We start from the raw sequence: 15,814 nt of genomic DNA, 5'->3' as shown, positions 1-15,814 counted from the left end.
GGCTGGCTGATGTCACAACCATAGCTGGCCGCCATTTCCTTCATCTGCATCAGGGCACGAATCTGCTCCATGATCTCTTCACGCAGCTGAATGGTTTGCTCCAGGTTTTCTCCGGATTCCAGAACCGCATCCAGTTCACCGTGCTGTACTTTCTTGTCAGCAATCAGACGATCAATACCGTACAGAGCTATGCGACGGTAGTCACCAATAATCCGGCCACGACCGTAGGCATCTGGCAGTCCTGTGATAACACCGGACTTACGGCAATTACGAATAGAGGGTGTATAAACGTCAAATACACCGGCATTGTGAGTCTTGCGGTACTCGGTGAAGATTTTCTTCACCATGGGATCCAGCTGCTTCCCGTAAACTTCACAGGAAGTTTCCACCATACGGATACCACCGTTGGCAATAAGAGCCCTTTTCAGAGGCTTGTCAGTCTGCAGACCAACAATCTTTTCCAGATCTTTCTGAATGTAACCGGCTTCATGGGAAGTAATAGTAGAAGGCAGGTCGTGGTCAAAATCGATGGGGGCGTGAGTACGGTTCTCTTCCTTGATACCCTCCATAACATCGTCCCAGAGACGACTGGTGGCTTCTGTGGCGTCAGCGAGGAAGTCATCGCCGCCTTCATACGGGGTATAGTTTTTCTGGATAAAGTCCCGAATATTAACGCTCTCGGTCCATTCACCCTGAGCAAATCCTTCCCATCCTGCAGGGAGTTCTTTGGCTTGAGTGCTCATTGATGGCAGCTCCTCGTGTTTGAAAATCCGTAATGAAGTGTTAGACGTGGCGAGTAAACTGACGGGTCAGCCGATGATTCGTCACATCAAAAATAAAGACCGGACGAAGCAGAAAGGAAAGATGCATGTGTGTTGAGCTGAGTCAAAAACCGACTTCGACAACTCATTATAATAACAGTTACTTATGCATCGCAGTGTCAGGATGACCGCCTTTCTGCCCGATGAAAACTGTCTCTCATTGATTTACAAAATATATTAACTAATTATTTTCTACTATTGGGACCAATACCTATTAAGACACATAACTAATTTTTACTCCTGAAGAATAGTTATACGACTAAAAACTTATTCATCATGGGCAAAAAGTAGCACAAACCCAACCAAAAAGAGTTACACCAAAACATAACAGCAGGGTTCAAAGATAAACAAAGAAAACCACAAAAATCACTCTCTAAAAGTTATGCATATATTAATCTTGCCGCTATATAATCAAATCAACTTAAGAGCGTTTTAAAGTCCAGATCGCATTTTTAATCGATTCTATTTTAATTAAATAGTTATTAACAAAATTTCAAAATGCAAAAATATTATTTAAATAAGCAACCTCAAAAATACTCRACTGCTATCATTGCCTCCAAACATTAATGCGCCATTATAGAAGCGTCATATCAATCATGGTCATTAATTAATATATCGTTAATAAAACGACTTAATTCTTCATTTCCAGTTACTAGGTACTGCCTTTTTTATTTAGGTATTGTTACCTATACATGCGTTAATGGAGATTTAATACCATCGTCTCATAAATAAACAATTTAATTTTCCGGGATGAATCTCCTTTGGAGGCAGTAATGAGCAAATACATTTACGCCACTGTTTATGAACAATTCACTGGCTTAAAACCACCCGAGCCAAAATCGCATAAGCCCCGCAGAAGAAGAGGCTATGGCCACCCTTACCGAATGCGTCTGAATATGCAGGAAGAGGGTCAGGATCAGGAAACCCTGTCCACCGAAGCCGACCATTTCATCAATGATGACGTCGAGTTCCAGCCTGAACCGTATCAACCACCTTTAACTCAAAACCATCGTCATCAGAATTATTCAATCAGAACTACCCCTCAAAAACCCATTGAGTGCCAGACTCTTATGGAAGAGCCGAAAGCTTCCCGCTCTCCAAAAGTGACCTATAAAAAACGTCGTCACTATGAATCTGCTATTGGAAATGAAAGCGTAGATACTGCCGCACTATAAAGGCTGACGTTTCCCGGAATTTCTTCAAAAATTGATTGCCCGTAAACATTTACGGGCAATTTTTTTGCCGTAAAAAACTCACCTCCTTTGCCAGGAAATCGAGATTCGCTCTAATTATTTTTATCTGTTGATGAGCTATTTATCAGAGTTGGAATTTTAGTGGTCAACGCCAAAACGGTTGATCAAGCAGGTACTGGTACTCCAATCCAATCGGGACAGAGATTTAACGCTTTCTTTCCGGATAATTCGTCTTAATTTTTATAATCCATACCTACGGAAATGCGACTGAAATTCCAGACTGCATTTCCGACAGGCAGTCAATGAAAACCGGGGTAGGCTTCTATCAAAAAGCTCTGGATTTCAGATAATGATCATAGTCCGGTATTTTCCTCTCATGACTCTGCCCCATCATTTGTGAAGAAAAGATAAATTCAGCAGAACTCTGATTACAGGCTACTGGAATATTCCAGACTGCTGCAATTCTTAACAAGGCTTTCACATCCGGATCATGAGGCTGAGACTCAAAGGGATCCCAGAAGAAAACCAACAGGTCGAGCTGATTTTCCGAGATCAAGGCACCAATCTGCTGATCACCACCCAGAGGACCACTGATAAACTTCTTGATAGGCAGCGACAATTCTTTCTCAAGCAGGCTTCCTGTGGTGCCAGTAGCATACAACTGATGATTGGCCAGCTCATCACGATGACGCATAGCCCACTCCAGCAACTCTTCCTTCTTCTTGTCGTGGGCTACCAGTGCAATGTTCTTCTTCACTGGAACGACATGTGTTTTATATTCCATAGAGAATATTCCAATACTGACAAAAAAGGTGACTGGAATATGTAACTGTTGACACCGCCGCTGTCAAACAGTATCCATGCAGGGAGTTGAAAAAGCTTCAGATCGAATAAAAAGCAGACAGAATAGGAAAGAAAGGAGGATATAGCTGAGCTTATAACCCAGCTATATCCGCACAGAGGTGAGTGTTAACTCAGATACTTGATCATGACACCGGCTGCGACCGCAGAGCCAATCACACCAGCAACGTTTGGACCCATCGCATGCATCAATAAGAAGTTCTGAGGGTTAGCCTCAAGCCCCATCTTGTTAGACACCCTTGCCGCCATAGGCACCGCAGATACGCCTGCTGAACCGATCAGAGGGTTCACTTTATTCTTGCTAAGCAGGTTCATCAGCTTGGCCATCAGGACACCTGTAGCGGTACCAATAGCAAAAGCGATGACACCCAGAGAGAGAATACCCAGGGTTTCAGTTTGCAGGAACTTGTCAGCCACCAACTTGGAACCTACAGAGAGCCCCAGGAAGATGGTCACAATGTTGATCAGCGCATTCTGAGCTGTGTCAGACAAACGCTCAACAACACCACACTCTTTCAGCAGATTACCAAAACAGAACATCCCTAATAGTGGAGCCGCGTCGGGGAGCAGCAGCGCAACCAGAACCAGCAGCAACAGAGGAAAGACAATTTTCTCTGTTTTGCTGACGGTACGAAGCTGAGTCATAACGATTTTACGCTCTTCTTCTGTGGTCAGTGCACGCATGATGGGTGGCTGAATCAATGGTACCAGTGCCATATACGAGTACGCTGCGACTGCGATAGCACCCAACAAGTGTGGAGCCAGAACGCTGGACACATAAATAGCTGTTGGACCATCAGCACCCCCGATGATACCAATAGCTGCTGCATCCGACAGACTGAAATCCATAATCCCCGTCATATTCAACAGGACGGCACCTAGCACAGTGGCAAAGATACCAAACTGGGCTGCAGCCCCCAGGAACAGGGTTTTCGGATTGGCCAGCAGAGGACCAAAATCAGTCATGGCGCCTACACCCATAAATATCAGCAGAGGAGCAATACCGCTGCCAATCGCTACAGAGTAGAACTGGTAAAGCACACCGTTGTTGTAACCAGCATCTGACACCACACCATCAATGGACATTTGCACAGCACTGCCTGCTGCCGCATACGCCGCCAACAACTCTTTACCGGCAAGCCCTTCTGAACCAAGCAGGTTTGAAATCACCTGCATCACTTCCGGTTTGGCCTGATGCACCGCTATTTCAATCGCTGAATAGGCCAGACCCGCTTCAGGAATATTGGCCAGAATGCCGCCAAACCCGATTGGCACCAGCAACAGCGGCTCAAATTCCTTGCGAATGGCCAGGTATAACAATCCCAGACAAACAAGAATCATTGCCAGCTGACCGCCGGTCATGTTGTAAAGCCCTGACCCGTGCCACAGGTTAAGAAGCTTATCCATAACTTCGCTCCTTATCAGGCAATGGCCAGCAGAGTGTCGCCTACTGCAACACTGTCGCCTTCACGAACACCTACTGAAGAGATCTTGCCGCCATGGGGGGCACGAACTTCCGTTTCCATTTTCATGGCTTCCAGAATCAGCAGTACATCACCTTCCTGGACTTCCTGACCCGGAGTGACATGCACTTTCCAGATATTACCGGCCAGAGGAGCAGGCAAAGGCTCACCGTCACCAACAGGAGCATCAACAGCGACAGGCTGACTGGTGATAGCTGTTTGATTGATAGAGGTAACGTCGCCGCCATCACTCACTTCAACGACATAACTGTTGCCATTGACTTTAACGGTATAAACGCCGCTATCACCTTCAGTATTTGCTGATGCTGCTGACTGTTCTGCTTTATCAGCTTCTGAACCCGGAGCCGGTTCAAAGGCATCGGGATTACCACGGTTTTCCAGGAATTTAAGACCTACCTGTGGGAACAGAGCATAAGTCAAAACATCATCAACCGTCTGCTCTGCCAGCTGAATGGATTTTTCTTTGGCAATGCCTTCCAGTTCAGTCGACAGCTTATCCATTTCTGCTACCAGAAGATCCGCTGGACGACAGGTCACTGGTTCAGCACCGTCCAGTACTTTGGCCTGCAGTTCTGCATTGAAAGGAGCTGGCGCAGCACCGTATTCGCCTTTCAGAATGCCCTGGGTTTCTTTTGAAATACTCTTGTAGCGTTCGCCCGTTAGTACATTGAGAACGGCCTGAGTACCTACAATCTGGGATGTTGGAGTCACCAGTGGGATGTAGCCCAGATCTTCCCTGACACGGGGGATCTCCTGCAAAACATCGTCAAACTTGTCGCTTGCACCCTGCTCTCTCAGCTGGTTTTCCATATTGGTCAGCATGCCACCGGGCACCTGAGCCACCAGAATACGAGCATCGACGCCTTTCAGGGCACCTTCAAACTTGGCGTATTTCTTACGTACTTCACGGAAGTAAGCAGCCACTTCTTCCAGTTTGTTCAGATCAAGGTTGGTGTCTCTTTCGGTGCCTGCCAGTGCAGCAACAATGGCTTCTGTTGGAGAGTGACCATAGGTGCTGGACATAGAAGAAATCGCGGTATCAACACGATCAATCCCGGCTTCAATGGCTTTGAGCAGAGACATTGAAGAGAGTCCGGACGTGGCATGGCAATGCAACTGAATTTCAAAGTCTGTTTCTTGCTTCAATCTTGAAACCAGATCATAGGCATCCGTTGGAGAAATGATGCCGGACATGTCTTTGATGCAGAGAGAGTCCGCACCCATGTCCTCAATCTGCTTGGCCAGATCAATCCAGTTGTTCATGGTATGTACAGGACTGGTCGTGTAAGAGATGGTGCCTTGGGCGTGGGCACCCTCACGCTTTACAGCCGCCATAGCCTGGGCAAGGTTGCGAGGATCGTTCATCGCATCAAAAACACGGAACACATCCATACCATTCGCAACAGCACGCTCGACAAACTTGTCGACAACGTCATCAGCATAATGGCGATAACCCAGCAGGTTCTGCCCTCTCAGCAACATCTGCTGACGAGTATTGGGCATGGCTTTTTTCAGGGCTCTCAGACGCTCCCATGGATCTTCTCCAAGAAAGCGGATACAGGCGTCAAATGTTGCTCCACCCCAAGTCTCCAGAGACCAGTAACCAATCTGGTCCAGCTTTTCAGCAATGGGCAACATATCTTCAAGACGGAGACGGGTAGCGAACAGCGACTGGTGAGCATCGCGTAGCACTACGTCCGTTATTTCCAGCGGTTTTACGTCAAACATTGGCGTATTCCCCCAAACAGGCCAGAATCGATTTTTAATTCTTGTTAAAAATTTTTATGTTTTTTTAGCACCAGGGCTGTTTTCAGCGCAGGGCTATATTGAGCTCAAGGCTGCTTCTGCCTCAGAGCCATCAGGCAGCTCTTACGCCTGACTTATTTGTTTTATGTATTCTTTGAGCCAGGCTCTCTGGCGCGATGCATACGAATGGCCGCAGAAATTGCCGCCACCAGCTCGGTGTCGTATTGATTGGCATCAGGTCTGGCTGATTGCCGGGCAGAAACAGGGCTGGCAGGTACAGGGTCAGGAAAGAATCGCCCGATAACCCGAGACATCAAAGAGGTGATAATCACCAGAGCAGTCAGGAACAGGAAAACAAAACCCATTCCAAAAGCCATCAGGCTCAGGCCTTCTGACAAAAGATCAGATGGAGACATAGTCAGCTGGATCCTTTGTTATAGTTATTACCGTAAACTCTTTTACATCATCCGTGCGACGCACAACATGACTCACTCACGGCTGTTTTACGTTTAAACTTCTTCGCCTCTCTCAGAGTGCAAAAAAGTTTGTTCTTATTATGGCTGTTGCTGTGGTGCCGCTTTCTCTCAGGCAGGTGAGTTTTATACCTCAGCTTCTGATAGAAAACCGCTCAGGGACATTACCCCCCACTACGCTCCGGCATAACATGACAGAAGCCTGCTCCCCCCGAAGCAAAGATTCTGTCTGCATGAACAGAGTCAATCTCAGCTCGAAAAATGAATTATATTTCACAAAATAGAATATAAATTCAAACACAACCGCCACTTCGAGCCGCATTTCACTCAGTCCAGAGACATCGCCCCGCAAATTTACCCTGTCAGGGAAAAATAAGCAATTTACCAAAAGCGCTCAGTTTCCAGAACAATTTCAGCCACCTGGCGAAGATCATGAAAAAGTGACTCTTCCAGCACTACACCCTACTCAGCCAATCCTGCATTTAAAACGTCCGTGTAAACTATATGTGAACGACCCTATCTGGAAATAAAAATGCAAATACCAAACCCATACTGATGCAGTAGTTACGACTTGTAGGCACCGGAATTTCTGTTAAATTGTCGCGTTTGCCAAACAGCGATAACCGATTCATTCATGAGCACCATTACCCTGGCACCTATGGAAGGCGTCGTAGACTACCTGCTTCGAGAACTGCTGACAGAAGCCGGAGGCATTGACCTGTGCGTGACAGAGTTTATTCGAATCACCGATACACGACTGCCCACCCAGACATTCCACAGGATCTGTCCGGAACTTAAGCATGGGTGCAGAACTCGAGGCGGCACTCCGGTCCACATCCAGTTTCTGGGCAATAATCCTGAAATGCTGGCCTATAACGCCGCCAAGGCTGCAAGACTTGGTGCTCTGGGTATCGATCTGAACTTTGGCTGCCCTGCCAAAACCGTCAATCGACATAAAGGTGGAGCCGTCCTGCTAAAAGAGCCAGAGCTGATTCATGAAATCGTCTCTGCTGTTCGAGAAGCAGTCCCTGCAGACATCCCGGTCAGTGCAAAAATGAGGTTGGGCTATCTGGACAGTGATTTAGCTCTGGAGAATGCCAGGGCCATTGAAAGTGCAGGTGCCAACTCAGTGGTAGTGCATGCCAGAACCAAACTCCAGGGATACAAGCCTCCTGCTCACTGGCAAGAATTGGTTCATCTGCGTGAAAACCTGTCTATTCCACTGGTGGCTAACGGTGATATTTTTACCATTGAAGATGCTCATCGCTGTCGGGAAGTATCGGGCTGTCAGAACATCATGATTGGCCGGGGTATTCTCCGCGATCCTGATTTGCCTGCGGCCATTGTCGCCAGCCAGAACACTCAATGCATGGATGAACGCTGGGCACGCTCACTCTCGTTGATCAAACGGTTTACTGAAAAGGTAGTAACCGCACCTGAAACACCCGAACAGGAACATCCCTATTTCATCAATAATCCGCGACGCTATCTGGATGGCAGACTCAAGCAATGGCTAAGTATGATGAGTAAAAGCTCAGCCAATGCCCAGGTATTGTTTGACAAAGTTAAACGGGAAACCTGCCTGCAGACACTCTCTCAGATTATTCAGAAGGCCTCTTGAAAATCCGGGGCAATATTCAGAAATTATTGCCCCGTCACCCCACAAACAAGTTCTTAGAACTATCTTTATAAGGCTCATTCAACTTTCTATCGTTTGCAGCCTTCTCATGATGACTCATACTTCTCTCTCAAAAGTTTCTTTCTACTGGCTCGTTTTTTCACTCACTTTAGTCCTCTGCTTAAATCTCAAAGCCGCCAACTATTCAGACAAAGACGTTCATGACCTGGTCAATAATCAACAGGTTGGTTATTACTGCAAGGATGTTGCTGCAGGCCCTTCCTGGCTTTATCAACCGGGCACCTGCGGACTATTACGTGAAAGGAGCATGTGGCTGGATGCTGTCTCCTTCCATACTTTATTGAATTATAAAGTTTCATTTAACGTCACCGACTTTTCAATAGACCGAGGCTCTGTGCCCTATGAACTGAAAGCAGAGCTCGGTCTTGAGACGGGTAAACTGTTTGAACAGGGAAACGGCGACAGGCTCTGGTGGGCACTGGCCTTTGTCAGGGCCTATCAATACAACACCTCTCACAACGAGTATCTTCAGGTGGCCATTGACGTCTATGACGATATTCGAGAAAAATACTGGGATTCAACCTGTGGCGGTGGGGTCTGGTGGGATTTAAACAGGTCCTATAAAAACGCCATTACCAATGAGTTATACCTCACACTGGCCATCGAACTGTACCAAGTTAAGAAAGAACAAACCTATCTGGATGAAGCCAAAAAAGCCGCCGACTGGTTGATGGGCAGTCATATGATTAATGAGGACTCTCTGATTAACGACGGTTTGAAAATACTGCCCGATCGTACCTGTGTTAACAATGGACAGAATACTTGGACTTACAACCAGGGCGTTGTACTGGATGGACTGGTAAAACTCGGCAAGGCACTGTCAGATCAGAAGTATTACACCCAGGCCATGTCCATTTTCAGAGCGGTTTCTGATCCGGACAACAAGCTGGTGACCCAAGATGGTATTCTGGTTGAACTGATCCCGGAAGATTTTAAGGTCAACACAGACACCCCTGCCTTCAAAGGCGCCTTCATGCGTCATGTAGGAGAGGTAATACCTCTAGCTACTGACAAAGATGCCAGATTCATGTGTGATTTTGTAGAGAAGAATACCCAAAGCCTGTGGAGCCATCACTGTCAGTATAAAGGTGGGCCAATGCTGCCCTATCTCTGGGATCATGACTGTCTGGTTGCTGGCAACAGGGTCTCGTCCACTACGACCTTCTCAGGACTTGATCTCCTTAACACAGCCAAAGTCTGTCAGAAACGATTCCCTGCAAAGTCAGAACTTTAAAGCTTTAAACTAGTGCAGATAAGCGCTCAATCCCATACCGTTCGCACAGAGCTTGTCGAAGTGCATTACCAGCATCCTTCGACAAGCTCAGGATGAACAGAGTATGTACGACTATTAACGCTTGGCTGTACCAGTGATCCAATCTGCTGCCAGGGCAATATTCTTAAAAAGTGTAGCGAACGCTCAATGAATATTCGCTGGAATACAGGTGAGCTCGCATCTGCTCATCCTGAAGGTTTCTCGAGTTTCCAAAGGCATTCATTCCACTCTCTACCTTCCCTAAATCGACATAGCGATAGCCCAGAGAAAAGTTCACATTCTCCACAGGCTCATAGCCAACACCCACTCCCAGGGCATAAATCAGGTTGGTATCTGTATTTGAATGGTATTGTCTGGAGGAATTGCCTTGCCAGCCACTGGATTCAATTTTAGCGACACCGAGCCCACCGGTGGCATAAACTGAAAAACCGCCCTTGAGTTTTAAATCACGATAAACGTTAAACATTACCCGCTCAGATTCCGCGTAATGGTTATTCAAGCTACCGGAAAAAATACTGGAACCACTGGTAAAGTGGACTTCCTGAGCTGAAGTGTATTCACCTTCAAGGCGCCAGTTGTTACCAAAATCATAACCCAAAGCAATGGAAACTGCGTTCGCTTTATCCTGATCATCCCCTTTGACAAAACTGCCAATACCGGGGCGCAAACTGTTTTCCATCCCCTCTGCTTTTACATTGGCTGATTGATAACCCAGAGAAGCGTAATAACCCTCTTCAACTGCAGATTCAGCAGCTACAGCCTGAGTACTCAGAGCCGCTGACACTGTCAGAGCGAAGGCTGCTTTGAAAAGAGCGGATGAAGATTGTGGCTTTTGGTAGGAAGCTTTCATTTTATTATTCCTTATTATGTCTGCACTTAACTATTCAGTGTTGAGTGCATTATGCAGGCTCACCATTGCCTGGAACTTTCCTGAAGATTGCAGGTTGGAAAGGTTTGTCTTTTTGAAAGCAGATAGAGATGAAGGCTTTGAAAATCAGTTCATTTCTGCATTAATTGACAACCCATATGGCCAGCGGTAGATTCGCCGTCCTCTATAGACTCTCGATCGAAGCTCGGTAAACTGCGTATAGACCCTGCGGTTTCAAACCGGATACTGGTCGATCCAACCACGAAATACCTGATTTCGAGACACTGCATGAGTAAAAAAGCTTCATCTGAGCCACAGCAGCCCACCTCACAAACCCTCACTCATGCAGATCTTGAATGGAAAGAAAACGGCCAGCCGGTTTCAACAACCTTTGATGACGTCTACTTTTCGACCGTTTCAGGCCTCAAGGAAACCCACCACGTTTTCATTGACAGCAATGCTTTACCAGAACGCTTCGAGGCATTGAAACAGAACGATTGTTTTACAATTGGTGAAACCGGGTTTGGAACCGGACTGAACTTTCTTTGTGCCTGGGCTTTGTTTGAACAGATAGCCCCGGCCACAGCCAGGCTGCATTTTGTTTCGACAGAAAAATACCCTCTCTCACAAAAGGATTTGCAGCAGGCTCTCTCTATGTGGCCTGAATTATCGGAATATTCAAAACCACTGGTAGAATGCTATATGCCAGCCATGGAAGGCCAACAGCACTTCAGCTTTGCCATGGGTCGGATCAAACTGACTCTATGTCTGGGTGACGTCCTGAAAACTTTGCCGGACCTTGAAGGCAAGGTCGATGCATGGTTTCTGGACGGCTTCAGCCCTGCTAAAAACCCGGACATGTGGCAGCCTGAACTGTTCACAGCTATGGCAGCCAAAAGCCATCTTGAAACCACCTATGCCACTTTCACTTCAGCCAGAGGAGTAAGAGATGGCCTCAGTGAAGCGGGATTCAGTGTTGAAAAAACCATCGGTTTTGGCCACAAACGAGAGATGGTTAAAGGCCGCCTGATAAAAGAGCCAGAAGTCAGGGTAAATAAACCTCTGTGGTTTCAGGACAATCTCCAGCCGGAAGTATCCGATTCGAATCGAAGCGCTGTCATTGTGGGTGGCGGTCTGGCCGGCTGCAGCACCGCCATGGCACTGGCTGAAAGAGGCTGGAAAGTCACCCTGCTTGAGCAACATAACGGTCTGGCCAGAGAGGCATCCGGCAATCCTCAGGGGATTCTGTATACCAAGCTATCAGCCAACCGGACACCGCTCAGCCGATTTATAACGGAAGGCTACCTCTATACAATTCATTTGCTGAAATCATTGGTCAGTCAACAACCGGAACTCTGGCAGCAGTCTGGCGTCGTCCAGTTAGCCATTAATGAAAAAGTGCGCAAACGTCACCTTGAGCTGACCCAACACTTTCCAAACGATCTACTGAGTTTTTTAACTGCCAGTGAACTGTCTGATGTAGCTGGGCTGCCTGTTGAACAGGATGGTCTTTACTTCCCCGAGGCAGGCTGGGTTCACCCTGCCCTGTTCTGCCAAACACTGGCCCATCATGAGAACATTAATATTGTTACCAATACTCAATTGCAGTCTCTTGAGAAAGCTGAGAAAGGCTGGACCTTAAATCTCAACGGCGGCAACCGTATTCAAAGCCAGCATGTCATCATTGCCTGTGCAAAAGCGTCCACTCTTCTCCCCCAGATGAATTTCATCCCATTAAAAAACATCAGGGGTCAGATTACCGAGATTGAAGCGACAAAAGAAAGCTCACATCTGAAAACCACCGTGTGTGGTGAAGGTTATGCTGCTCCTGCTTTTCATTGCAAGCATACCATTGGTGCTACCTTCGACTTTAATAATGAGTCAACAGAAGTCACCGATGAAGGTCATCAGAAAAACCTGATGATGCAGAAAGAATGTGCTCCTGCTCTTTATCATGCCCTCGGGGGAGAGCAGGCAACTATTCTGGATGGAAGAGCCAGCTTCCGTTGCACAACGCCTGACTACCTGCCTGCGGTGGGAACCATTGTTGACCAGGAACAGTTCCTGGAAGACTTTGCCATGCTCAGAAAGAACGTGAAGCATCACTTCACTCAGACTCCCAAATACCTGGAAGGTTTATACATTAATGCCGGTCATGGTTCCCGGGGACTGATCACCGCACCACTGTCCGGAGAACTCCTCGCAGCACAGTTGTCTGGCGAGTGTTCACCCATAACTTCAGACCTGCTGAACCACCTGAGCCCCACACGTTTTCTAGTGAGGGGCATGAGCCGAAACCAGATATAAGATTTCACAACCTAACCCAAGATAAGTAATAACCGATCAAAAATAAGGATAATGCGAATAAACATGCGAACATTTACTCAAGGAGCGCCAGCGAAAGCAAGACTATCTTTAGTTGCATCGGTGTTAACAACTCCTTAAGGATACTCGTTCAGCAAACTGCGTCCGGACAGATCTCCCCTCTTCGAGACTGTCCGGTTTTTTTTGCCTGTAGATTACTCACTCAGAGTAAATATCTAACCGTTTTAGCCTTGCAGTGAAGGTGGCAAACAAACACCCGTACCACCCAACCCACAGTACCCTTCAGGATTTTTAGCCAGATACTGCTGATGGTAGGCTTCTGCATAATAGAAAACAGGTGCTTCAATAATCTCTGTAGTAATAGCGCCTTTTCGACCTTCCTCCAGAGCTACCTGATACTGATCTCTGGACTCACGCGCTTTCTTCATTTGTTCTTCAGAAGTGGTATAAATCACAGAACGGTATTGGGTACCACGGTCATTGCCCTGCTGCATGCCCTGGGTTGGATCATGTGACTCCCAGAAGAGCTTCAGCAAGGTTTCCAGGCTGACTAGCGTTGGATCAAAAGCCACCAGCACAACTTCTGCATGACCAGTGCCGCCACTGCAAACTTCTTCATAGGTAGCATTGGGTGTGAAGCCACCTGCATAACCCACTGCGGTGCTCCAAACCCCCTCCTGTTTCCAGAACAGTCTTTCTGCTCCCCAGAAGCACCCCATACCAAGATAAATCACCTCCAGCTCACCTGGAAACGGCGGCTGGATAGTATGACCATTAACATAATGCTCACCGGGTACTGCTATGGCTTGATCACGCCCTTTCAGCGCATCCTCTTCACGGGGTAACTGATGTTTTTCAAACAAAACTCTAATCCTTTTTCAGTGCCTTTAAACCGATTTATGGCGTTTCAGTTCAGAAATTCAACCGGCTTTGGCAGAGAAATTTTCATTACTGGCCATGACTGTCTATACGATGACACTCATTCCTAAGTTTCACCCTCTCAACCAAAAACAGCCTGCCTATTGAAAAGCCTTCTGCCACTAAGCGACAATGGATTCCTTATAACTTTCATGGAAACAGGCATGTTCGATAAGCTGAAAGCCTCTCTGGGATTTGGTGCGGCCAAAGTAGACACTGTACTGGATAATATCGCCCTGACCCAGGGAGATGAATTAACAGGGACTATTTATGTAAAGGGTGGCGATGTAGAGCAGACCATCGCTGCCATCAGCCTGTCCTTTAATACCGAAGTAAAAGAGGAGTCAGACTCTGGTGTCAGCTATCAGACCTTTCCTCTTGGAGAAATGGTACTCACTGACTCATTCAACATTCAGCCTGGTGAAGAACAACAGATTCCATTCTCCTGGCCTCTCCATGCAGAAACGCCGGTGACGGTACTCAATACCCAGAATAACCAGAGCCGTTTCTGGGTAGAGACCCAACTGGATATTGAGTTTGCCGTTGATCCAAGCGATCGGGACTTTATAGAAATTCATCCATTGCCTGTAGTAGCAGGTGTCATTCACGCCATAGAGCAGTCTGGTTTTGAACTGGTAAAATCAGATGTTGAGAAAGGCTTTCTGCAAGGCTCGAATTTCTCATCTCAATCAGGTTGCTATCAGGAGATAGAATTTCTGAAACAGGGCTTTTTGGGCTCCAAGGAAATTGAACTGTCTTTCGTTCTGGAGAACGAGCAAGTTCACTGCCTGGGTGAAGTGGACAAATCTTTGAGTTTGCGTGACGACCAATATTTTTCTTTCACTCTCCCGATGGATGCTTCTGACACGGATATTCACGAAGCTGTGGAGCCCATGCTAACCGTTTAAATGAACATAGGGATGTCTGTACGACATCCCCTTACCCTCGATTAGTCCTGCATCATCAGAGCCGGATCCAGACGCACATCAAACCAGTTTGCCCGCCAGTCCAGATGAGCTCCGGTCACCCTGCCCGTCGCGCCAATTGCACCAATGGTTTCTCCACGCTCAACACTTTGTCCCTCAACAACATTCACTTTACTCAGGTGCAGATAACTGGTTGTGATACCAAAACCATGATCAACGATGATGGTGCCACCGGAAAAATAGAGATCCGATTCAGCCATTCTGACCACACCGTCTGCCGGAGCAATAACTGAAGCGCCTTCGGGACCGGCGATATCCAGCCCGAAATGAGGCCGCCTGGGCTCACCATTAAAATATCGCTGACTGCCATAGACACCACTCACAGGCCCTTCTGCGGGGCGATCAAAACCTGTAAAGAAATCATTCAGATCTGAGTCATACTGTCTGGCTGATTTAACCAGGGCCCCTTCATCACGAATACGACCCAGAACTTTTTCTGCAGGACTGACGTACTTTTTTGCTACGCCCTTGATTCGCTGAATCTTATATTCACGCTGGGTGAGCTTCAGTTTGAACTCCTCTGTATGACCTTCTTTGCCCTTAAGAAAAATTGTTTGCTGAAGGCTCGCATCTCTTCCAAAACCCACAATAAAGCGACCACGTTCAGATACCCTGACCGACTTTTTCTTGTAGGTCACTTCAGTACCCGGCTCAACCTGACCCACATAAAAGCCCCCCTGTATTAACCTTGACTTCAGGAGTGCAACCTCCTCCTGAGCCAGAACAAACGGGGTGAAAAAGCAGGAAATTAACAACACTGTTAGACGCATGAAGACTCCATGTCTACTTTATGAGTATCAACTTTAGCGCCAGCTAAAACATACGTTAGCTCTACTTAATCAGAAACCAATAGTATCGGAAACTGTTTTCTTCCTGTTTATAAGCACTCAGGAGAATCAGGGCTCTATAGAGCCCCATTCAGTATTTTCCAATTGAAAAATGAGCCTGAAGAAGAGTGCATGACTCCGGCCTCAGGCTGGTCGTTCATAGATGACTGTTAGTAAGTTCTCTCTGGCGTTTTGAAGCCTTCGTGCCGCTTCATTATCGGTCATGACATGCGCTTTCGCCTCCAAACTTTTCAGGGTGACTCCGCTCTTCAAGTATTGCTGGGCATCTTGCAGAGAAACAAACTTTTCATAGGGCGTCATCATATCTTCGTAACGGTAA

General features: G+C 47.0%; 14 protein-coding genes. 5 read left to right on the top strand and 9 right to left on the bottom strand.

Features of this window, described 5'->3' with window-relative positions:
* Positions 1–743 (bottom strand): pyruvate formate lyase family protein (locus tag WG89_RS25785; RefSeq protein WP_281177726.1); only part of this gene is annotated, 743 nt, incomplete at its 3' end.
* Positions 744–1,594: 851 nt separating this feature from the next.
* On the opposite strand from WG89_RS25785, the gene WG89_RS25780 reads away from it, so the two are divergent.
* Positions 1,595–1,996 carry a hypothetical protein gene (locus WG89_RS25780; protein ID WP_153301825.1) on the top strand — a complete coding sequence of 134 codons (402 nt, stop codon included), beginning with the start codon at positions 1,595–1,597 and terminating at the stop codon, positions 1,994–1,996.
* A gap of 343 nt (positions 1,997–2,339) precedes the next feature.
* Here WG89_RS25780 and WG89_RS25775 read toward each other — a convergent pair whose 3' ends face one another.
* From WG89_RS25775 to WG89_RS25760, 4 genes are all read right to left on the bottom strand, one after another.
* Positions 2,340–2,798, bottom strand: a complete 459-nt coding sequence (locus WG89_RS25775; RefSeq protein ID WP_062270539.1) for a methylglyoxal synthase — start codon at positions 2,796–2,798, stop codon at positions 2,340–2,342.
* A gap of 185 nt (positions 2,799–2,983) precedes the next feature.
* Positions 2,984–4,282 carry a sodium ion-translocating decarboxylase subunit beta gene (locus WG89_RS25770; RefSeq protein WP_062270538.1) on the bottom strand — a complete coding sequence of 433 codons (1,299 nt, stop codon included), beginning with the start codon at positions 4,280–4,282 and terminating at the stop codon, positions 2,984–2,986.
* A gap of 14 nt (positions 4,283–4,296) precedes the next feature.
* Entirely contained in the window at positions 4,297–6,087 is a 1,791-nt protein-coding gene (gene oadA, locus WG89_RS25765; protein WP_062270537.1) for a sodium-extruding oxaloacetate decarboxylase subunit alpha, read from the bottom strand.
* 161 nt (positions 6,088–6,248) lie between these two features.
* Positions 6,249–6,521 carry an OadG family protein gene (locus tag WG89_RS25760; protein WP_062270536.1) on the bottom strand — a complete coding sequence of 91 codons (273 nt, stop codon included), beginning with the start codon at positions 6,519–6,521 and terminating at the stop codon, positions 6,249–6,251.
* Positions 6,522–7,212: 691 nt separating this feature from the next.
* On the opposite strand from WG89_RS25760, the gene WG89_RS25750 reads away from it, so the two are divergent.
* Entirely contained in the window at positions 7,213–8,199 is a 987-nt protein-coding gene (locus WG89_RS25750; protein ID WP_245662985.1) for a tRNA dihydrouridine synthase, read from the top strand.
* 106 nt (positions 8,200–8,305) lie between these two features.
* Entirely contained in the window at positions 8,306–9,511 is a 1,206-nt protein-coding gene (locus tag WG89_RS25745) for a glycoside hydrolase family 76 protein (protein WP_062270534.1), read from the top strand.
* A 163-nt stretch (positions 9,512–9,674) separates the two neighbouring features.
* Here the strand turns inward: WG89_RS25745 and WG89_RS25740 are convergent, their stop codons facing one another.
* Positions 9,675–10,400 carry an outer membrane protein gene (locus WG89_RS25740; RefSeq protein WP_079254057.1) on the bottom strand — a complete coding sequence of 242 codons (726 nt, stop codon included), beginning with the start codon at positions 10,398–10,400 and terminating at the stop codon, positions 9,675–9,677.
* Between the two features lie 306 nt (positions 10,401–10,706).
* On the opposite strand from WG89_RS25740, the gene mnmC reads away from it, so the two are divergent.
* Positions 10,707–12,725: a bifunctional tRNA (5-methylaminomethyl-2-thiouridine)(34)-methyltransferase MnmC2/FAD-dependent 5-carboxymethylaminomethyl-2-thiouridine(34) oxidoreductase MnmC1 gene (gene mnmC, locus WG89_RS25735; RefSeq protein WP_062270533.1), complete on the top strand. Its 2,019-nt coding sequence runs from the start codon at positions 10,707–10,709 to the stop codon at positions 12,723–12,725.
* 242 nt (positions 12,726–12,967) lie between these two features.
* Here the strand turns inward: mnmC and msrA are convergent, their stop codons facing one another.
* A complete protein-coding gene (gene msrA / locus WG89_RS25730) occupies positions 12,968–13,606 on the bottom strand; it encodes a peptide-methionine (S)-S-oxide reductase MsrA (protein ID WP_216638559.1) in 639 nt (212 codons plus the stop codon).
* Between the two features lie 219 nt (positions 13,607–13,825).
* Here msrA and WG89_RS25725 point away from each other — a divergent pair, with 219 nt between their 5' ends.
* Positions 13,826–14,569, top strand: a complete 744-nt coding sequence (locus tag WG89_RS25725) for a sporulation protein (protein ID WP_062270541.1) — start codon at positions 13,826–13,828, stop codon at positions 14,567–14,569.
* A 41-nt stretch (positions 14,570–14,610) separates the two neighbouring features.
* On the opposite strand, the gene WG89_RS25720 is transcribed toward WG89_RS25725, so the two are convergent.
* Together WG89_RS25720 and WG89_RS31380 are read right to left on the bottom strand one after the other, a co-directional pair.
* Positions 14,611–15,417, bottom strand: a complete 807-nt coding sequence (locus tag WG89_RS25720; protein WP_062270531.1) for a M23 family metallopeptidase — start codon at positions 15,415–15,417, stop codon at positions 14,611–14,613.
* Between the two features lie 201 nt (positions 15,418–15,618).
* On the bottom strand, positions 15,619–15,814 hold a 196-nt coding region (locus WG89_RS31380; protein ID WP_216638507.1), incomplete at its 5' end, for a hypothetical protein.

Origin of the sequence: Endozoicomonas arenosclerae (assembly GCF_001562015.1) — a bacterium.
In the GTDB taxonomy this organism is placed as follows: Bacteria; Pseudomonadota; Gammaproteobacteria; order Pseudomonadales; family Endozoicomonadaceae; genus Endozoicomonas_A; species Endozoicomonas_A arenosclerae.
Note: the sequence above shows the minus strand (reverse complement) of the source record. Positions and strands in the feature narration are given on the sequence as shown.